At 71.4% G+C, this 20,352-nt stretch carries 8 protein-coding genes; 2 read left to right on the top strand and 6 right to left on the bottom strand.

The window, feature by feature from the left end; genetic code table 11:
• Nucleotides 1-11: 11 nt before the first annotated feature.
• The 6 genes from VLF38_RS07635 to VLF38_RS07610 all read right to left on the bottom strand — a co-directional run bounded on the left by VLF38_RS07635 (nucleotide 12) and on the right by VLF38_RS07610 (nucleotide 18,583).
• Nucleotides 12-2,258 (bottom strand): transglutaminase-like domain-containing protein, encoded by a 2,247-nt coding sequence (locus VLF38_RS07635; RefSeq protein WP_325270677.1) that lies wholly within the window; start codon nucleotides 2,256-2,258, stop codon nucleotides 12-14.
• Nucleotides 2,258-3,559, bottom strand: coding sequence for a DUF58 domain-containing protein (locus tag VLF38_RS07630; RefSeq protein WP_325270676.1), 1,302 nt, complete (start codon nucleotides 3,557-3,559; stop codon nucleotides 2,258-2,260). The genes VLF38_RS07635 and VLF38_RS07630 overlap by 1 nt, the downstream gene beginning before the upstream one ends.
• Nucleotides 3,560-3,563: 4 nt before the next feature.
• A complete protein-coding gene (locus VLF38_RS07625; protein ID WP_325270675.1) occupies nucleotides 3,564-4,532 on the bottom strand; it encodes a MoxR family ATPase in 969 nt (322 codons plus the stop codon).
• 44 nt (nucleotides 4,533-4,576) lie between these two features.
• Nucleotides 4,577-5,824 (bottom strand): hypothetical protein, encoded by a 1,248-nt coding sequence (locus VLF38_RS07620; RefSeq protein ID WP_325270674.1) that lies wholly within the window; start codon nucleotides 5,822-5,824, stop codon nucleotides 4,577-4,579.
• A gap of 46 nt (nucleotides 5,825-5,870) precedes the next feature.
• On the bottom strand, nucleotides 5,871-12,191 hold the full coding sequence (locus VLF38_RS07615) for an Ig-like domain-containing protein (protein WP_325270673.1): 6,321 nt from the start codon (nucleotides 12,189-12,191) through the stop codon (nucleotides 5,871-5,873).
• Between the two features lie 101 nt (nucleotides 12,192-12,292).
• Entirely contained in the window at nucleotides 12,293-18,583 is a 6,291-nt protein-coding gene (locus tag VLF38_RS07610; RefSeq protein WP_325270672.1) for an Ig-like domain-containing protein, read from the bottom strand.
• Between the two features lie 226 nt (nucleotides 18,584-18,809).
• Here VLF38_RS07610 and VLF38_RS07605 point away from each other — a divergent pair, with 226 nt between their 5' ends.
• On the top strand, nucleotides 18,810-19,589 hold the full coding sequence (locus tag VLF38_RS07605) for a PP2C family protein-serine/threonine phosphatase (protein WP_325270671.1): 780 nt from the start codon (nucleotides 18,810-18,812) through the stop codon (nucleotides 19,587-19,589).
• Nucleotides 19,586-20,352, top strand: a 767-nt coding sequence (locus tag VLF38_RS07600) for a hypothetical protein (protein WP_325270670.1), incomplete at its 3' end; no start/stop codon positions are given. The genes VLF38_RS07605 and VLF38_RS07600, both read left to right, overlap by 4 nt.

Genomic DNA, 20,352 nt, shown 5'->3' with positions numbered 1-20,352 from the left:
CGTGGTGTGCGTCAGCTCCGCGACAGCGGCCGGAAACTGGTCAGGTTGAGCGCCACCTTCCACCGCTGCAGCCGGCTGAGCGGCTCGACCATGCGTGTGCGCTGGGCGTCGACCTGCTTCCACAAGTCCTCGGCCTGCTCGTCGGTCGGCTCCGTCCGGCCGAAGGTGCCGGCGTTGGCGAGGCGAGCGAGCGGGGCCAGGCCCTCGACCGGGATCGCGGCTGCCTGCTCGCGTCGCGTGGCCCGGCCGCTGACGGCGTGGCCGTGGTCGCGGGCATGGTCCAGCAAGTCGCGCCAGGCGGCCGCGACGCGGGCCGCCGCCGTGCCTGTCGTACGACGGAGGCGGGTGCGCCGCTTCTTCAGGAAGATGATCAGCCCGAGCACGGCCGCGACCAGCAGCAGGGGCAGGACGATCCACTTCAGGATCCAGAAGACCCAGCCGGGGATCTCGAAGTCTGACTCGCGGTGCTGGTCGAGCCGGTCGAGGCTGTCCTCGACGGGGTCACCGGCGCTCGAGGGCGGACGGACCGGCGCGGGCGGCGGGATGACCTTGCCAGCAACGAGCTTCTTCTGCTGCGGGGTCTCCTGCTCGGGCGGGGTGTCTCCCATGAACCTCTCGCGCGGGAGGGTGCGCCAGGTGCCGTCGGCGGCACGCAGCTCGACCCACGCTTCGACGTGCTTGCCCTTGATGACGCCGTCCTCGGGCACCTTCGCGCCCATCGCGACCCGGGCGGGGACGCCGGCCTGGTTCGCGAGGATCGCCATCATCGCGGCGTACTGCTCGTCGTTGCCGGCCATCTGCCGGTCGGCCGCGGTGAACTCGCTGAGGCGTGCCAGCGAGTGGCCGGGGCGGAACTGCTCGGCGCCGTCACCGCCGTCGGTGTACTTGCCCGACGTCTTCATCTCCTCCGCGATGGCGAGCACCCGCTCCAGCGGCCCGGTGACCTCGGGGCCGGCGAGCTGGCCGGCCAGCTCCGAGAACCGGTTGGCGGCCTCGATACCGGGCAGCGAGCCCTCCCAGGTGGTGAGGCCCTTCTCCAGCCCGTCCTCGGGCAGCACCGCGGTGAACGCGTAGGTGTCGCCGGGCTCGATGCCACCCGGCACGACGCCGGTGTTGGTGGCCAGGTTGTAGCGGAACGCGTCGGTCTGGTCCGCCAGGCCCTTGCCGAGCTCCAGTCCGGTGAGCGCGCCCGCCTCCGGCAACCAGACGCTGCGATAGGCCTCACCGACGGTGACCTTCGCCTGGACCTCCTTGCCCCGGACCGGGTTGTCGATGACGGAGCCGACCTTCTGGAACGTGTCGGCGTTGCCCGGCTCGGTGCCCGACTCGTTGGCGGCGCCGAAGACGATCCCGTTGTAGCTGTCCATGCCCGCGAAGCGCACGCGTGTGCCCTCGGGCAGGCCGTCGACCTCCAGCAGCGTCTTGTCCCAGAGCTTGTACGACGGCGGGCCGGCGTACTTCTCGGTGTGCTTGCGGAAGGAGGCGAGCGGGGAAGGGTACTGGCCGACGTCGAAGGGCGGCTCGATCCACGTGCGCAGGACCGTGCGCTCCTCCCCTGTGCCGGGCAGGTGCGGGCCGACGACGACAGCGCCCAGGGCCGCTGCACCGCAGAGGCCGGCACCCATGAGGACGCGGCTGGTGTTGCGGCTGCCGATGGTCACCGTCTGCGACAGGCGCCGCGCACGGACCACGACCCAGGCGACTCCCACGGCGGCGAAGAGCAGGCCGATCACGACCAGGTGGGTGGCGTGCTGGACGCCGAGCAGGATCACCGACGCGAGGAGCGCGAGCGACCCGACGAGCGGGAGGTACGCCGAGCGCAGGCGACGCGCGAGCGTCAGGGTGCCGGCGCCCGCGACGAGCCCGAGGAGGTACGGCAGCGCCAGCAGCGGGCCCCCGTCCACGGGCGGGAGCGTCGTGAGGAGCTCCTTCCAGCCGTGGACGGACTTGTCGGCGAGGTCGACGAGGGTGTCGGGCAGCGGGAGCGCAGCGGTCGCGCTCTCCGGACCCGCGACAGCGCCGCCGAGCAGGAAGAACGCGACGACCACGAAGAGCGCCAGCACGACGAAGGGCTGGGCGAACTCCGCCGCGAGGTGCGCCAGCAGCGCACCGAGGAGCAGGCCGAGCAGGCCCGCGAGGAGAAAGGTCCAGCCGTGGAAGGTGTCCTGAAAGCCGACCATCGCGATCGTGCCGAGCACGAGCACGAAGAGCAGGTCGACCAGGCCACGCCCGGTCGGGACGATCGAACCCGTGCGCATCACAGACCCCACTTCAGCAGGCCGGGGAGCTCGGACAGTGCGCCGAGCGTCAGGAGAGGAAGGTCGGCGACCGACTTCAGCGACGCCGACGCGGTCGGGTCGACGACCATCGCAATCGTGCCGACCTCGATCGGGAAGTGGGCCGCTGCGCGCTGGAGCGTCGTGAACGGTGCGTGCGGGCCCGTGACGAGGCAGACCAGGCTGGTGTCGGGCGCGAGCCGCGAGCCGCGCCCGGCCACGTCGACGAACCGGTGCTTCGAGAGCTCGGCCCGGGAGCAGGCATCGAGCGCCGAGCGACCGGTGCCACGGGTCATCGCGTGCTCACCGCAGAGGAACGTCGCGTCGTAGCCGTCCATGATCGCGCGCACCAGGAGCGATGCGGCGGCACTGATCGCCAGCTCGAAGTCCTCTTCGTCGCGGTACGACGCAGGGTCGCTGTCGACCACGATGTTGAGGTGCGAGCGGCGTGTGTCGAGGAACTGGCGGACGAGCAGCTGCCCGTGGCGCGCCGAGGAGCGCCAGTGGATGTGCCGCAGGTCGTCGCCCGGCGCGTACTCGCGCAGCGCGTGGAAGGCGAGGTCGCTCTGGGAGATGTTCTCCGAGGTGTTGCCCTCGAGGTCGCGGATCAGGCCCGCGCCGAGGGGCTCGAGCGGCGTGATGACGGGGTGCACGAAGATCTCGTGGACCTCCGACCAGGTCACCTCGCGGCGGAAGAGGCCCAACGGGTCGCCGCGACCGGTGGTGACCGGCCCGACCTCGATGACGCCACGGCGTTCGGTCGGGACGACGAAGAGCTCGGCGTGGGTGTTGCCCGGCCGCAGCGCCGGCAGGTCGAAGGCGACGCCGCCCCGGCCGACCGGCAGCTCGAGCCGCACGGGGAGCAGCGGGGTCTTGGCCTGGTTGCGGACCTCGACCTCACCGGTCACCGGGTCTCCCACGGTGACCCGGGGCGGCTCGGTCGTGAGCTTCACCTCGAGGTTGGTGTGGCCCACCATGAAGAGCGCGGCCAGGACCAGCAGGGTCACGATGCCGGCCGCGACGATGGCCATCTCCTCCCAGCCACCGAACGCCGCACCGAGCCACGCAGCCACGCAGATCAGCAGCAGCGCACGCGCGGCCGGCGTGACCGTGGCCCACGCAGGGCCGAGGCGCGTGCGCACAGGCCCCGCCACGGCTGCCGCCTTCTCCCGCGCCGACCCGAGCGCGGGCGCGACCTTGCCCAGCGCCGTACGTGCGCGGGCGCGCAGCACGTCCGGACCGCGGTCCGACCTCGCCGCGCGCTTCCCCGTCAGCTTGCCCATGGGTTCAGGCGACCCGCTCGCTCGGCGGGGTGACGTCCTCGAGGAGCTGGCTGATGACCTGCTCGACGGTCACGCCGTTGAACTGCGCCTCCGCGTCGAGCAGCAGGCGGTGGCAGAGCACCGGGACGGCCAGGTCCTTGATGTCGTCGGGGATCAGGTGGTCACGACCGTCGGCCAGCGCCCACACCTTCGCCGTACGGACGTAGGCGAGGCAGCCGCGGACGGAGAGGCCGAGCTTGACATGCGGGTGACGGCGCGACTCCTCGGCGAGCTGCGAGACGTAGCGGACGATCGCGGCGTCGACGTGGACCTTGTCACCGAGCTCGGCCATCTGGGCCACGGTGGCCGAGGTGATGATCGGCTCCACCAGCGTCGCGCGGTCGCGGACCGAGGCGTTGAGCAGCAGGTCGACGGTGTTGGCCTCGTCGGGGTAGCCCACGGAGGTCTTCATGAGGAACCGGTCCAGCTGCGCCTCGGGAAGGCGGTAGGTGCCGGCCTGCTCGATGGGGTTCTGCGTGGCGATGACCATGAACGGCTTGCCGGCGTCGTGGGTCGTGCCGTCGACGGTCACCCGGCCCTCCTCCATGACCTCGAGCAGAGCGGACTGCGTCTTGGGCGAGGCGCGGTTGATCTCGTCGGCGAGCACGATGCTGTGGAAGATCGGGCCGGGGTGGAACTCGAAGACGCCCTTGTTCTGGTCGTAGACGGTCACACCGGTGACGTCGGAGGGCAGCAGGTCCGGGGTGAACTGGATGCGGGAGTTCGTGCCCTGGATCGTGTTGGCCAGCGCGCGGGCCATCTGGGTCTTGCCGGTGCCCGGGTAGTCCTCCAGCAGGAGGTGGCCCTCGGCGAGGAGACAGGTCAGGGCGAGCTTCACGATGTGACGCTTGCCGAGGACGGCCTTCTCGACGTTGTCGGCCATCGCGTCGAACGTCTGGCTGAACCACTGGGCCTGGTCGGGGGTGAGGGACATCGGATTCTCCTGAGAGGGATGGGGAGGGTCGAGGGTGCTGGCGGTCAGAAGGTGTACGTGCCGGAACGGGCGCCGTTGCCGCACGCGACGTAGAAGGTCGTGCCGGGACCGGCCCAACTCTGCGTCTGCTTGGCGCCGTTGGACTGGGACCACGTGGTGCCGATCGGCGTTCCGTCGGCGAGGAAAGCTCCACAGGTGGCGCTGCTGGCGAAGTTCGACGCGAACGCCGTGATGTACCAGCAGGTGCTGGAGCAGGGCACGGAGGCGCCCGCACAGGTCGTGCCGTCGCCACCGCACGCCGCTCCCTTGGCCGCAGTGATCGTCGGCTCAGCCGGGGCGGTGATCGTCTTCTGGACGGTCTTGCTCGCGCGACCGCGGGCGCTGTCGCTCACCGTCAGCGTGTAGGTGTAGGTCGTCCCTGCAGAGAGGGACGACGTGCCCGAGGACGCGTGCGGCGCGGTGCCGGTCGAGCCCGTCGAGACGGTGACTCCGTTGCGCTTGAGCACCCACGACGCCGGGGCGCCGTTGGGCACGATCGAGAACGACCACTGGCCCGTGGGAGGAGTACCCGGCCCCGTGGTCACGCCGAGGCTGACCGCACCGATCGGGCCGTAGGCAGTGAGCGAACGGCCGGCGCCGAGCGGGGAGATGTAGTCCATCCGGTGCCCTGCCGCACGTGCGGACGTCGCCTCGGCGTTGCGGGCCCGGACTTGGAACGTGTGGACGGCACCGTCGTTGACGAACGTGTTGCTGCACGAGGTGGCCGTGGTCCAGTCGCAGACCACGGTCGTGCCCGACGGGCTGGTCCGGCGCACGCGGTACTGGACCGGAGCGGGGCCGTTGGCGGCCACTGGGCCCCAGGAGATGGCGACCACCTTCTGCCCACCTCCGTTGACGTCCGTGCCCGCAAGGCTGGGCGCGCCCGGCGTACCGGGCTTCGCCGCGCCCATCGCCTGGACTGCCCGACGGTCACCGAGGGCGCCCGACCGGTAGACGGGGCGGACGCTGACCGTCGTCGCCGCCCCGTTGCGGAGCCCCTGGACGACGTACGAGCGGGCCGAGGGGGCGAGCCGCACGACCCGGTCGCCCCACGCGATGCGGTAGCGCGCGACCACGCGCGAGGTGTCAGGCGCCGCCCAGGCGACCTTCGCCGCGTGGTCGACCTGGCTGACCACACGCAGCGAACGCACGGCGGGTACGCCGGTGGCCTGCGCCGGCGCGCTGAGCACCGTGAGCCCGACGAGCGCGAGCAGCAGGGCAGCCATGGTGACGAGCGGGCGTGGGGCTTTCATCGGTTCTCCTGAGGAGCGAGCGGGTGGACTCGGTGCACGGCGACGGTCACCAGGCATTGGGCGACCGATCGGACTCAGAGCCTGGGCCGTCGCACTTGATGAAGAAGCTGTTCGGGTCACCGGCCCACCACCACGACTCACGCGAGTCGTTGCCGCCCTGGGTCCAGTTGCTCTGCGTGATCCTGCTGCCGTCGGAGGCGCTGTGGTACGAGCAGCTCACACCGCCGCTGAAGCCACTGGTGTGGATCACGATGTACCAGCAGGTGCCCTGGCACGGGACGACCGCACCGGTGCACGGCCGCTCGGAGCAGTCGCGTCCCTTGGTGACCGAGACGCTGAGGTTCGGCCCGCCGGTCTCGGCACGGTTGGAGGTGACGCTCGGCGTAGCGCCACGGTTCGTGTCTCGGCCGTCGTCGACATCCCGGATGGTGACCGTGTAACGGACGCCGGTGTTGTAGTCCAGCGTCTCGCCCTCGGATGCGCTGTAGCCGTTGTCGCCCGAGGTGCCCGACCAGCTGCGGCCCGTCGCCGAGCTGGTGACGGTCCACCTGATCGGCGCACCGTTCGCGTCGCCCTGGAGCCTCCAGCTCGTGGTCCGGTCACCGCGGGACCCGGTGGTGGGTTCTGCCGTGAAGGTGCTCGGAGCACGCACCGGGCCGTAGGGCCGGACGCTCATCGTGTTGGAGCTGGCACAGAGGTTCGCCTGCCCGCCGTTGCACGCCCGGAGGGTGATCGCGGAGTCGGCACCATTCGCACCGACCTGGATGGTCCGGGTCTGCGTCGGCTCACCGGCCTTGTTGAAGCTCGTGGCCCAGGAGCCACAGGTGGCCCCACCGTTGTAGGAGCAGGTGACGTTGTTGGCGGCACCGTGCGAGGCCCCCACCCGGAAGGTGATCCGGACCGTCTGGTCCACACCCGTGGGGGTCACGCTCTCGATGACCGGGGCTGCCGGCGGTGCCGAGGCCTCGATCGCGGTGCCACTGCCGTACGACGAGATGTGCATCGCCTTGCCGGCGTCGGTCGTCTCACGGGACGAGTCGGCCTCGGTGTTCTTGGCGCGCACGGCGTAGGTGTAGATCGTGCCGTCGTTGGTCACGTCGTCCGCGCAGGAGGTCGCGGTGATCCAGGCGCAGACCACGGTCTCTCCGGGACCGCCCGTGCGCCGGACCTCGTAGGAGACCGGGCCCGGACCATTGGCACCCACGGGCGACCAGGAGATCCCGATCGCCTTCGACGCGTTGTCTCCTCGGTTCGTCGGTGCCAGCGAGGGAGCGCCCGGGGCGGCGGGCTTGCCCGCACCGGTGCCGGTGACGCTCGTGGAGGGGCCGTTGTTGTTCTGCACGCCCTTCTTGTTGAGCGCCATGATCTTGACCGTGATCTCGTCGCCGTTGGGCGCCGGGAGCGTGTGCTGGAGCGTGCCGGGGCCGAAGTCCTTGACGCCGCCGGGCCAGGAGACACGGTAGGTCTGGACGTCGCTGCAGTCACACGCAGCTGGCGGCTGCCACCGCACCGTGAGCGCCTGGTCGCGCTGGAGGACGACCTCAGGGTTGAGCGGCGGGCCGGTGAGCGCATCGGGCGTCGCCTTGGCGGAGTTGCTCCACTCCGACCAGCCACCGTTCTGCTCGGTTGCGTTGTGCGCCCGCACGCGGAACGTGTAGGGATCGCCATTGGTGAGCCCGGTGACACGGCACGGCGGGCCGGCACAGGTGAAGATGCCGTTGCTCGGCCCCTTGTACTCCACCTCGTAGCCGTCGATGCGCTTGCCGTTGTTGTCCGGCGTCTGCCACGTGAGCGCGACCGTGTTGGCCAGCATCTCCTGGCCGGCGACGAGACCCTTCGGCGCATCCGGACGTGCGACGACGGCCAGGACGACCTCACCGGTCGCCAATGCGCGCCCGCTCGACGTGCTGCCGCCGACGTCGCTGACCTCGAGGCGGTAGCGCATGATGCCGTCGGTGTCCGGCTTCGGCGTGAAGGTGACCTTGGAGCCCGAGATCTCGGTCGCTGCCGATGCATTGCCTCCGAGGGCGCCTGCGTGCATGACCTTGATCTCGCGCGTGCTCGACGGGAGCGGCGAGGTGACGTACTGCGCGACGTCGACCGTGACCGCCTTGGTCGCCTCGGTGTCGAGGCGGATCGGCGCGAGCTTCGCGTCGGGGAGCGCGATGACCTCCACGTGGAGCTCACCCGTGGCGTCGTGCCCCTTCGCGCCCACGGAGATGACACCGGTGTCGCCGCGGCGGGCGTCGCCGCTCGCCACGAGCTGCACCAGACCGTCGTCGGTCGAGACCTCGACGCCGTTGACCTCCTGCTTCCAGTCGGCGGTGAACTCGAGCTCGTCCGCCTCCGCGGGATCGGCGGTCCACACGTGGCAGATGGAGGCCACGTCGAGCGACCTGCTGACGCCACCCTCGGGGACCTCGATCGGCACGGTGGGGCAGTTGATGACGGGCTTGAGCTCGCCGACCTGGACCGGCACCGAGATGTACGCCGTGTGCGCTTCGGGGTCGGAGAGCTTCGCGCGGTCGGAGACCTCGAAGACCACCGAACCGGGCCCCTCGCTCTTCGTCGCACTGACCGTGAGGGTGTCCTTGTCGGCACCCCTGACCGAGAGACGTTCGATCGGAGAGGCGGTGATCCCGTCGGCCGTGGTCAGCACGACGTCGTCGCCCTCGGGGTCCTCGACCAGCTCGCTGAGGTCGACGTCCTTCGTCTCGCCGGGCTGGAGCTTGATCTCCGCGCCGGGCTTGAGGTACGGCGCACCGGTCGGACGGGCCGGGACGTAGATGGCCGCAGCGGCGGCCGCGCCCTCGCCGTCGACGACGCGGTAGGCCAGCACCTGTGCGACGTCCTTGACCGGGATGACGGCCTTGCCGCCGGTGATCCGGGCGCTGGTCTCCTCGTCGGTGGCGACACCGGAGAGATCCTTCAGCTCCAGCTCGCTCTCGGGCCCGTCGACGTCGAAGACCGCCGCGAGCACGTCGACCTCGACGGTGCCGGCGCCCGCCTTGGGGGACGCGAAGAGGTCGTGGGTGACCGGCGGGTTGTTGTAGCCGTCGCGGCCCTTCACCGTGACGACGCCACGGGACTCCGCGAGCCCGTTGCTGATCGTGTAGGTGACGTTGCGGTCGGCGTTGTGGTCCGGAGCGTCGACGCTGAGCGGACCCTGGTCGGACCGGAGACGGACGTCCTGGCCCTTGTCCTCGAGCGGCAGGATCTCCACGCGGGTGCCCGGCGTGCGCAGGTCGTTGCCGAGGACGTCGATGTCGACGGTGTTGTCGGGGTCGGCGAACCAGACGTCGTTGATCGCGAGGGGGGCCTGGGGCTCGCCCGCCTGGACAACGCCGACGCGGACGGTGCCGGTCGCCTTCTCGCCATACTGGTCGGTGACCTCGTAGCTGAACTCATCGGTGCCGACGGCGTCGGGATACGCCTGGAAGGTCAGCGAGTTGGCGCCGAACGCCATGATCCGGCCGAGCTTCGGCGCGGTGGCCACGCCGGTCACGGCGACCGAGTCACCGTCGGGGTCCGAGCCCACGGGGGGCAGCTTGAGCGTGACCAGGTCGCCCTGGACCACGCGGCCCTCGAGCGTGCGCGGGGTGGGGACCAGGTTGGGGTTCTTCGGCGCCGGCGGCGGCGTCACGTGGACCTTGAGCAGGCCCACCGAGGGATCGGCGGACGGATCGCCGGTGTTCTCCACGACGTAGGGCACCTCGACGTCGAGGGCGCCGGTGACCTCGTCGGGTGCGACGTAGCGCACCTGGCGGCCGGCGACGTAGGCCGTGCCGAGGTCCGTGTCGGCCGGACCGAGGACACGGAGCTCACCGAGCGTGGCGGAGTTGACGTCGAGAAGGAGGCCCACCGGGTCGCCGGACGGCGTGGCGTCGTTGTCGAGGACGGGGGCAGCGGCCGTGTCACCGGCGCGGACCGTGATCCGGTCGACCTGGGGAACCGGCGAGTTGGCCTTGCCGCTGAGCGGCTCCCGCTGGGTGACGTTGATCGACCCCTCGGCCGTGGCGTCGCCGTTGCTGATCGTGTAGGTGACCGACTGGCTACGCGGCGTCATCTGGCCGTCGATGGCGTTGACGCGGACCCAGCGGCCGTCGATGACCGCCACCTCGAGCTGGCTCTCGGGGTCGGAGGGCTTCGCGTTCTGGACGACGAGCATCCGGCCGCGCGGGTCGAAGTCGTTGGCCAGGACGTCGACGGTCACCGGCGACAGCCCGTGCACCGCGGTGGTGTCGGGGGTCGCGACCGGGCGATCACCCTCGGGCGTCGCCGGCGTGATGTCGACCCGGATCTGGCCGTCGTCGCGGTCCGCCGCGCCGAAGCCGGCGCGGTAGCTGAGGAAGTAGGTGCCCGGCTGCGATCCGGTGACCGTGAGGCGACCGGACTCCAGGTCGGACGCGACCTGCAGGCCGCCGACCGGTGCCACGCGACCCGCCAGCGCCAGGTGGGCTCCGGGGTCGGAGCCGTCGGCACCCGGGACGTCGTTGTCGAGCGGCTTGATCGTGATCGGGCCATTGACCTCGCCAGCGGCGACATCGGGCTCGGCCTTCGCCGGCACGGTCTCCTTGCCCGCCGGCACCACCTGCACGCGGGCCTTGCCGGGCACGCTCCCCTCGCCGGTGGTCACCGTGTAGTCGACGGTGTGGAGGCCACCCTTGGTGCCCGTCGGGGCCTCGACCCTGATCATGCCGAGCGCCGTCGTGCTGACCTCGAGGTCCTTCGCGTCGACCGACTCGACCACGACCGGGTCGCCGTAGTCGGGGTCGCGCCAGTCCGGAGTCACCGCCAGCTCGACGACGCCGCCCGAGGCGACGGGGTACGTGCGGGACTCGACGTTCTCGCGCAGGCGGGGCTTGCCGCTGCCGGCGTCGTCACGGATCTTGAGGGTCACCTCGCCGTCGTCCTGCGAGGTCTTGCCGCCCTGGCCGTCAGAGATCGTGTAGCGGAACTTGGCCGTGCCGCCCGCACCCGGCGCCACCGTCGCCAGCAGCGACTGGCGGTCGGGAGCGATACGGACCTCGACGGAGTCGTTGGTCACGCCCTTCACGTCGACGATCGACAGGATGCCGTCGGAGGCGATCAGGTCGTTGTCGAGGACGTTGAGGATGGTGGACCGGCCGCTACGCGCGCCCAGGTCGTCGGGCTTCGCCTCCGGCGGCTGGTTGGTCTTCGCCTTGGTCTTGTGGGTGTCCTTGTCCTTCTTCTTCTGGGGCTGCTCGCGGTACGCGTCCCAGTTGGAGATCAGCTTCGGCTCGGAGTCGGTGACCTGCCAGGTCATGCCGGACTTCTGGTCGTTGAGGACGATCTGGTTGCGGTTGGTGCGGAAGACCAGCTCGGCGCCGTCCTCGATCGTGAAGGTGTGCACCTCGGCCTCGGCATCACCGCAGGCCGACGCGATCGTGCCGCGCTCGCCGCTGCCCCAGGCGGCGAAGGCACAGCCGTTGGACATCCGCACCGGTGCGGCGGCATCTCCGCCGCCCTCGGCGATGGTGCGCTTCTCGCCGCCCTCGACGGCGACTGCCACGAGCTCGTCAGGCGTCGCCACGTAGACCTCGTCGGCGCTCGGACCGGCCTGCTGGAGGCGCGCGTCCGTGCCCACGTTGCCCAGCCACTCCGACGCGGTGAAGAGGTTGCCCTTGTCGTCGAGGAGGACCGGCACGTCGCCGACCACCGTCATCGCCTCCAGCGCGCCCTCGTAGTCGGCGTCGAGGTCGGCCACCGCCGGCTTGTCGAAGCCCGCACCGGACATCCTGGCCAGCGTCACCACCTGGCCCTCGTCCGTCGACGCCGCGTAGACCGTGCCGTCGCGCCCGGCCGCGCCGACGGCGTCGCCACCGACGGTGGCCACGGGCTTGGCTTCGTTGCCGACATCGGCGAGCGACGTCGTGCCGGTCTCGGGATCGGCCGTCGTGGCCCAGAGCTTGCCGGTCGTGGGGTCCAGGACGCCGAGGCTGCCGCCACCGAAGAACGCCGACGACCCGGCCGTCGAGACCGCCTGCTCGTCGAGCGCCTGGGCCATCGAGACGTCGATGGGGGTCACCGTGCGCGAGAGTCGGTTGATCGAGAAGACCGCGGAGCCGTCCTGCAGGACGTCGAGCTCGGGGATCGAGGTCACGGAGTCGCCGGCGAAGACGCTGCCGTCGATCTGGCCGACCGGAACGTTCTGACGGCCGACGGCACCCATCGACTGGTTGGTGATCCAGATGCCGCCGTCGTTGAGCTCGGCCTTGTGGACCGGGTAGCCGTCAGCCGTGACGGCGTACGCGACCAGGACCCCGCAGACCAGTGCCAGCGCAGACCACGACGCAACGGTCACCCGATGCCGTCGGACGAAACCCGGACGCTCCCGAGAAGCCACGACTATCCCCCTTGTGTGAAGCAAGTACTGCGACAACTTAATGCCATTCCGTCGAGCGGTCGACGGGGAGTACTACCCGTCGACCGCTCGACGGACCTCCGCTACGTCCGCGTCGATCTGCCGGCCCCCAGGTTCTGCGTGCGGGTCCCGTTGTCGCACTGGACGTAGTACGACGTGTAGTCCTCGATGGCGAACGACGTGTAGGTGTTGCCGCTGCCCTTGGGCTGTGTCCACGAAGGCCCGAAGGCTTCCCCGGTCGAGGGGCGGTGCAGCTGGCAGCGCGTCTGCGTCGGGAAGTTCTGCGAATTGATCCGGAGCGTCCAGCACAGGCTCACGCAGAGCTCCGTCCTGGCACACCCCGAGGTGCCCGCGCGGCAGCTCGTGTGGTCGTAGGCGTAGAGCTCCTTCGGCATCGGGGCGGTCTGGATCTCCTTCATCACGGTCCTGTCGCCCCGGGCGCCGGCACGGACGTGGAAGTAGAACGTGTACCAACGGTCGGCTGAGGCGGTCCAGCCCGCCTCACGGGTGAACGCCTTCGTACCCGAGGTGCCGCTGTCCACCACGATTCCTCCGGTGCCCTGGCCCATGCGGCGCGTGATCTCGAAGTCCACAGGCTTGCCGTTGGGGTTCGCCGAAGCCCGGTAGAAGATCTGCTGGCCCGACTGCCACACCTGGAGCGTGACCGCACCAAGGGGACCGTAGGTGGTGACCGTCCTCGGCGAGCCGGTCTTGCAGGCGAGGGCGGGGTCGCTGCTGCCGTTGCACGCCTTGAGCGCGACCGAGGTGGCATCGCCGTTGCGAAGCCCCGTGACCAGCATCGTGCCGGAGCCGCCGCTGCGCGGGCCGCTCCACGAGCAACTGCCGACCGTGCAGGTGACAGTGTTGGACCTGCCGTGCGAGGCGCCGGCGGTGAAGGCGATCTTCGCCTGGCCGTCCTTGCCGGTCGGGGTGATGCTGTTGATCACCGGTGCTGCCGGCTGTGCGGAGGCCTCGATGGAGGAACCCGGCGACTGCGGCGAGATGTGGAACGCCGCGCCGCCCGCCGTCGCCTCGCGCTGGCTGTCGGCCTCGCCGTTCTTGGCACGGACCGTGTAGGTGTAGGTGGTGCCGTCGTTGGCGATGCCGGCGTCCTGGCACGACGTGGCGGTGGCCCAGGCACACACGACCCGGCCTCCTCGGCTGACCTCGTACTTCACCGGGCCCGGCCCGTTGGCACCCACGGGCGACCACGCCACCGTGACCGACTTCTGGCTGCCGCCGGCGACGTTGGAGCTGGACAGGCGGGGCCTGGCCGGCGCTGCCGGAGCACCGGCGGCGGTGCCGGTCACGGAGTTCGGCGGGCCGTCGTTCTCCTTGATGCCCTTCGCGTTGAGCGGGACGATCGTGATCGTCACCCGCTCCCCGTTGACCGCGGGCACCTTCGTCTGGGTCACGCCCGCAGGGATCCGGCGGATGCCCATGCCGGGTGCGGAGACCTGGTACTCCTGGACCTTGCTGCAGTCGCAGCTGGCCGGCGGATCCCAGGCGACGGTGATCTCGCCGTTGCGCTGCAGCAGGATCCGGGGGTTGCGGACCGGGCCCGTGAAGGCGTCGGGCTCGCCCGTCACCTTGGTGCTCGCCTCGGACCAGCCCACGGCGTTGTGTGCCTTGACGGAGAAGGCATACGGCTTGCCGTTGTCGAGGCCGGTCACGCGGCACGGCGAACCGGGGCAGCTGAACGTGCCGCCGTTCCAGGCCACCTCGTAGCGGTCGATGCGCTCGCCGTTGTTGTCCGGCGTCGTCCAGGTCAGGGCGACGGTGTTGGCGAGGATCTCCGAGCCGATCCGGAGGTCGGTCGGGGCGTCGGGCCGGTCGACGACGGCGAGCTGCACGTCTCCGACGGCGGTGGACCGGGCGCCGGGCTCGGGACCGACATCGCTGACCTCGAGGCGGAAGCGCATGGCGCCGTCGAAGCCCTGCTTCGGCGTGAAGGTCACCTTCGAACCGGCTGTGCTCACGGCAGCCGTCGCCCCACCCACCGGCGTCGCGGAGAGGACCGTGATGTCGCGCTTCTCGCTCGGGATCGGCGAGGTGACGTACGGCGCGACGTCGACCGAGACCGCCTTGCCGGCCTGCGTGTCGAGGCGGATCGGCGCGAGGCGCGGAGCGGGCTGCTCGACGACCACCACCCGCAGTGAGCTCGTGGTCTCATGGCCCTTCACGCCCACCCGGACCAGGCCTGCAGCGCCACGCTGGACCTGGGCCGAGGCCTCGAAGCGGACCCCCGAGCCGTCGACAGACGCGAGCGTCACGCCGGGGATCTCTCCGTCCGGCGCCCAGTCGACGGTGAACTCCAGGTCGTCGGCGTCGGCGGCGTCCGCTGTCCAGACGTGGCACACGGTGGCGATGTCGATCGTGCGGCTGATGCCCCCTTCGGGCACCTCCACCGCTTCCGTGGGGCACGTGATCTTCGGCGCGGGCTCGCCCACGGTGACGGGCACGGAGATGTAGGCCCGGTGTGCCGAGGCGTCTCCGAGGTCGGTGCGGTCGGCCACCTCGAACATCACCGCGCCCGGTCCCTCGCCCTCGGAGGCGGTCACCTCGAGCGAGGTCGTGTCGAGGGCCGTCACCGCGAGACGGGTCTCCGGCGAGGCGGCGATCGTGTCGTCGGTGGTCAGCCGGACCGGGTCACCCTCGGGGTCGATGACGAGGTCCTCGAGGTCGGCAGTCACCGAGCTCCGGGGGTCGAGGGTGATCTCGGCGCCGGGCTTGAGGTACGGCGCGCCGCTGGGCCTGGCCGGGACGTAGATGGCCGCCGCGGCGACACCGCCATCAGCATCGGAGACCCGGTAGGCCAGGACCTGCGCGATGCCGGTGACCGGGACGACGACCTTGCCGGCCTGGATCCGGACCTGACCATCCTCGGTGCTCTCCGCGTCCGTACCGGCCTCGCCGGTGCCGCCGACGGCGCTCAGCCGATCGCCGGTCACGTCGACCAGCTCGAGGTCGGATTCCGGCCCGTCGACGTCGTACGCCGCACCGAGAACGTCGACCTCGACGCTCGTTGCGCCCGGCTTGGGCGTGGCGTAGACGTCCTCCACGACCGGAGGGTTGTTGAAGGGGTCGCGGCCCTTGACGGTCAGGACTCCACGCGACTCGTCGATGCCGTTGGTGATCGTGTAGACCACGCGCGTCGTGCGGTTGTGCTCGGGCGCAGCGACGGTGATCGGCCCGGTCTCGGAGCGCAGTTCGACGCCCGGGCCGACGGCCTCGAGCGGAAGGATCCGCACCTGCGTCCCCGGGCCCCGCAGGTCGTTGGCGAGGACGTCGACGTCGACCTCGCGGCCGGGCTCGGCGAAGAGGCTGTCGTCGAGGGCGAGCGGGGCCTGTGGGTCGCCGGGCCTGACGACGCCGACCCGGACGGAGGCTGACGCGGTCTTTCCCCAGCGGTCGGTGACGGTGTACCGGAACTCGTCGGTGCCCTCGGTGTCGGGGTAGGCCTGGTAGGTCAGCGAGTTGGCGCCGAACGACAGGATGCGTCCGTACTTCGGGGGCGTCTCGATGCCGGTGACGGCGACCGAGTCGCCATCCGGGTCGGAGCCGACCGGCGGCAGCGCGAGGGTGACCTTCTCGCCCTGCACCACGCGGCCCTCGAGCGCGCGCGGCGTCGGCGCCTGGTTGGGGTTGGTCGTGGACGGCGGAGCGGTGACGTGGACCTTGACCAGGCCCACAGCCGTGGGCGCGGTGGGGTCGCCGGTGTTCTCGACGACGTACTGGACCTCGGCGTCGACGGCGCCGCGGAGCCCCTCCGGAGCGACGAAGCGGACGCGACGGCCGGAGGCGTACGCCGTGCCGCTGCCCTTCGGCAGGACGCGGTACTCACCGACGTACGACGCGTCGGCGTCGAGGACCAGCGCGACGGGGTCCCCGGACGGCGTGGAGTCGTTGTCGAGCACCGGGATCGATGCGGTGTCGCCCGCCCGGACCGTCACGCGGTCGACCTGGGCGACGGGCATGTTGGCCACGCCGGTCAGGGCCTCGTGCTGGGTGACGCTGATCGAGCCCGTGGCCTCGTTGACACCGTTGCTGACCGTGTAGGTCACCGACTGGCTCGCCGGGGCGATCGCCGGGTCGGTCGCGTTGACGCGGATCCAGCGGCCGTCGACCACGGCCACCTCGAGCTGGGTGTCGTCCGACGAGGGGCGTGCGTTCTGCACGACGAGCAGCCGGCCCTTCGGGTCGTAGTCGTTGGCCAGGACGTCGACGATCATCGGCGCCTGACCGTGCACGTTGGCGTTGTCGGGCGTCGCGACCGGGGTGTCGGAGTCCGTGCTCGCGGGTGAGATGTCGACCCGGATCTGGCCGGGCGAGCGCTTGGCGGCACCGAAGCCCGCGTTGTAGTCGAGGAGGTAGCTGCCCGGCGTCGCGCCGCGCACGACGAGGCGGCCCGACTCCAGGTCCGTGTCGACCTCGAGGCCACCCGTGGGCGAGACCTGGCCGGCGAGCACGAGCGTGGCACCCGGCTCGGAGCCGTCGGCTCCGGGGATGTCGTTGTCGAGCGGGCGCACGACGATGGGCGCGCCGGCCTCACCGGAGACGACGTCGGGCTCGGCCTGGGCGGGCAGTGTCCTCGTGCCCGCGGGAACGACCTCGAGCGGAACCGTGGCCGCGACCGACCCCTGCCCCGTCGACACCTCGTAGCTGATCCTGCTGACCCCGCCCTTGCTGCCGGCCGGCGCCTCGACCCGGACCAGGCCGAGGGCGGTCGTGCTCACGCGGAGGTCGCCCGTGCCCTTGACGGAGTCGACGACGACGGGGTCGCCGTAGGCGGGGTCGCGCCAGTCCGGCGTGACCGCGAACTCGACAACGCCACCTGCCGTGACCGGGAACGTGCGGACCTTGGCGTTGTCGCGCAACACCGGCTTGCCGCTGCCCGGGTCGCTGCGCAGGTGGAGCGTGACCTCGCCCTCGTCCTGCGAGGTCTTGCCCTCCGTGCCGTCGTCGATCCGGTAGCGGAACTTCGCCGTGCCGCGGGCACCGGGGCTGACGGTGGCCAGCAGCGACTGCCGGTCAGGGGCGATCCGGACGTCGACGCCGTCCTGGTTGGCCTCCGTGACCTCGACGATGGACAGGATGCCGTCCGTGGCGATGCGGTCGTTGTCCAGGACGTGGAGCACCGTCGTGCGGCCGTCGCGAGCGCCCAGCTCGTCGGGCTCGGCCTGCGGCGGCTGGCTGCTCTCCGCCTCGGTCTTGTGGTCGTCGGCGTCCTTCTTCCTCTGGGGCTCCTGGCGGAAGGCGTCCCAGTCGGAGATCTTCTCCGGCTCTGCATCGGCGACCGTCCAGGCCATCCCCGAGGTCTCGTCGTTGAGGACGACCTGGTTGCGGTTGACGCGGAAGACCAGCTGGGCGCCGGGCTGGATGGCGAACGGGTTGACCACGGCCTCGCCCTCACCACAGGCGGTGACGAGCGTGCCCTGCCCGCCCTCGCCCCAAGCGGCGAAGGCACACCCGTTGGCCATCACGACGGGCGCCGCCGGCTCACCGCCACCGGCGACCTCGGCGACCGTGCGGGTGGCGCCGTCGGTGACCGCCACCGCGACCAGCGAGTCGGGGGTCGCGACCAGGACCTCGTCACGCTGCGGGCCTGCCTGCTGCAGCACCGCACCGTCACCGACGCTGGCCAGCGAGCCCGCGGCGGTCAGCAGGTTGCCCTTGGCGTCCGCCACCACGGGCACGTCGCCGACGACGGTCATCGCGGCGAACCCGCCCTCGGCCTCGACGTCGAGCGGGGACCGGTCCGGCTTCCCGAAGCCGCTGCTCGCCGCCACACGCTGGAGCGTGACCAGCTCGCCCTTCGCCGAGGACGCCGCGTAGAGCGTGCCGTCGGGACCGGCCGCCACGACTGCACCGTCGCCGACGGTGACCAGCGGCCTCGCGTCGCGGGAGACGTCGGTGAGGGACGACGTACCCGTCTCGGGGTCGGCGACGGTGGCCCAGAGCTTGCCGGTTGCGGGGTCCAGGACGCCGAGGCTGCCGCCGCCGAAGACCGCGCTGCTGCCTCCACCGAGAACGCGCTGGTCCTGCAGGCCGGCGCCCATCGAGACGTCGATCGGCATCAGGCTGCCGTTGGCGCGGTCGACGGAGAAGACCGCCGACCCGTCCTGCAGGACGTCGAGGTCGGGCAGCCGCTTCTCGCTGGAGCCGTCGAAGACGCGCGCGTCGATCTGGGCGATCGGGACGTTCTGCCGGCCCACGGCGCCCATCGCCTGGTTGGTGACCCAGATGCCGCCGTCGTTGAGCTCGGCACGATGGGTGGGGTAGCCGTCGGCGGTCACCGCGTAGGCGACGAGCAGGCCAGAGACCACCGTCAGTGCTGTCCACGACGCCACCGTCGTGCGGTGTCGTCGCAGCATCCCCCGAGTCCGCACTGCTCCCCCTTGAAGCCATCCGAGCGCGGAACAACCTATCCCGAACTGGTCCAGACGTCGACGGGGAGTACTCCCCTTCGCGCACGGACCTATAGTCCGACTGGACTGGACGTGTCGCGCCCCGGCAGGGAAACCTGTCCCTTCCAAGGACGACACCCTGCGCCGGCCCGACCGGCGCCACACGGGAGAGCGGGTAACTGTGGAGCTGGAGATGGGCGCCGCGTCGCATGTCGGCGCGGTCCGGGCGCTCAACGAGGACTCCTGCCTCGCCGGCACCCACCTGGCCATCGTCGCCGACGGCATGGGCGGCCATGCCCGCGGTGACGTCGCCAGCCGACTCACCATCGAGGCGTTCCAGGTGCTCGCGGACCGCAGCGACCTCACCCCCGCCGACGTACGCCGTGCCCTGGCCGCCGCCAACACCGCACTGCTCGACGACACCCGGGAGCACCCCGAGCGCGATGGCATGGGCACCACGCTCACCGGCATCGCGCTCGTCGACCACTTCGGCTCTCCGCACTGGCTGGTCTTCAACGTCGGCGACTCGCGCGTCTACCGCCTGAGCGACACCGGCCTGCAGCTGCTGACCCACGATCACTCCGAGGTCCAGGAGCTCGTGGACGCTGGCCGGCTCACCGACGCCCAGGCTCGGGTCCACCCGCTCCGCAACATCGTCACGCGCTCGCTGGGCAGCGACCCGGCCCCGGAGCCCGACGTCTGGATCTTCCCGCCGAACCCTGGCGACACGTTCCTGCTCTGCTCCGACGGGCTGACCAACGAGCTCGACGACGCCGGGATCCTGGCGCTGTGGCGCGACCGCACGACCGCCTCCGCCGAGTCCGCGGCCGGTCGCCTGGTGACGGCCGCGGTGGATGCCGGTGGCCGCGACAACGTGACCGTCGTCGTCGTACGCCTGGCCGGGGAGCACACCGACGACGGCGCGCTCGCCACCACCGGACCCCGCTCCCGCTTCCTGGAGGAGAACCGATGACGACGACCTTCACGCCCGGCGATGCTGTGGGCGTGTGCGGTCCCGCCGCCCACCTGATCGCCGCCATCGAGCTCGACGACCCGCGCCTCCCGCGGCTGTGGGAGCTGCTCTCGCGCGGCGCCGCCGACACCGTCGACGAGGTCCTTCACGCCCTCCTCGAGGGTGGCTTCACCGCCATGCCGGCCTTCGCCCTGGCCTCCACCAGCGGCACGACGACCCGCGTCGTCGTGCGCCACCCTGCCGTCATTGTCGTGACGGTGGGCGACGCGGTCGAGGAGCTCACCTCGACCCCCGGGGGCACCTGGTCCGACGTGGTCGTCGAAGGTGCGTCCGCCGTCGTGCTTCGTGCCAGCGAGGGAACGGCGTCGGGCGTGCAGCTGCCCTTCCACGCGGGCATGGCACCGGCGTCGGCCGTCCGACTCGTGCTGGCGGAGGACGCAGGCACGCCAGCCGGAGCCGAGCCTGCCACCGCCCAGCCTGTCGAGGTCGCGCCGGAGATCGCCGAGGTCACGCCGGACGCCGAGGTTCCGGCGAAGCCCGCCGAGGAGCCGGCTGCGAAGACGTCGGAGGTCACGCCCCACACCGCGATCTGGCGGGGCAGCGAGGCGACCGAGTCCGAGCCGGCCGATCACGAACCGGGCGACGCCGAGGCCGAAGCCGCAGCCCAGCCGGACGCCGAGGTGGAAGCCGAGGTGGAGGCACGGCCCGAGCCCTCGGACGAGCCCGAGGCCATGACGGTGATGCGCCCGGCCGTCCAGCCCCC

The organism is Nocardioides sp. (assembly GCF_035481145.1).
Taxonomy (GTDB): Bacteria; Actinomycetota; Actinomycetes; order Propionibacteriales; family Nocardioidaceae; genus Nocardioides.
The sequence above is the reverse complement of the archived record's forward strand: the minus strand, read 5'-3'. Positions and strand labels throughout refer to the sequence as shown.

Excerpts from the sequence above, each read along its gene's own strand:
- VLF38_RS07635 (WP_325270677.1), bottom strand. The coding sequence starts at position 2,258 with ATGCGCACGGGTTCGATCGTCCCGACCGGGCGTGGCCTGGTCGACCTG.
- VLF38_RS07630 (WP_325270676.1), bottom strand. The coding sequence starts at position 3,559 with ATGGGCAAGCTGACGGGGAAGCGCGCGGCGAGGTCGGACCGCGGTCCG.
- VLF38_RS07625 (WP_325270675.1), bottom strand. The coding sequence starts at position 4,532 with ATGTCCCTCACCCCCGACCAGGCCCAGTGGTTCAGCCAGACGTTCGAC.
- VLF38_RS07620 (WP_325270674.1), bottom strand. The coding sequence starts at position 5,824 with ATGAAAGCCCCACGCCCGCTCGTCACCATGGCTGCCCTGCTGCTCGCG.
- VLF38_RS07610 (WP_325270672.1), bottom strand. The coding sequence starts at position 18,583 with ATGCTGCGACGACACCGCACGACGGTGGCGTCGTGGACAGCACTGACG.
- VLF38_RS07605 (WP_325270671.1), top strand. The coding sequence starts at position 18,810 with ATGGGCGCCGCGTCGCATGTCGGCGCGGTCCGGGCGCTCAACGAGGAC.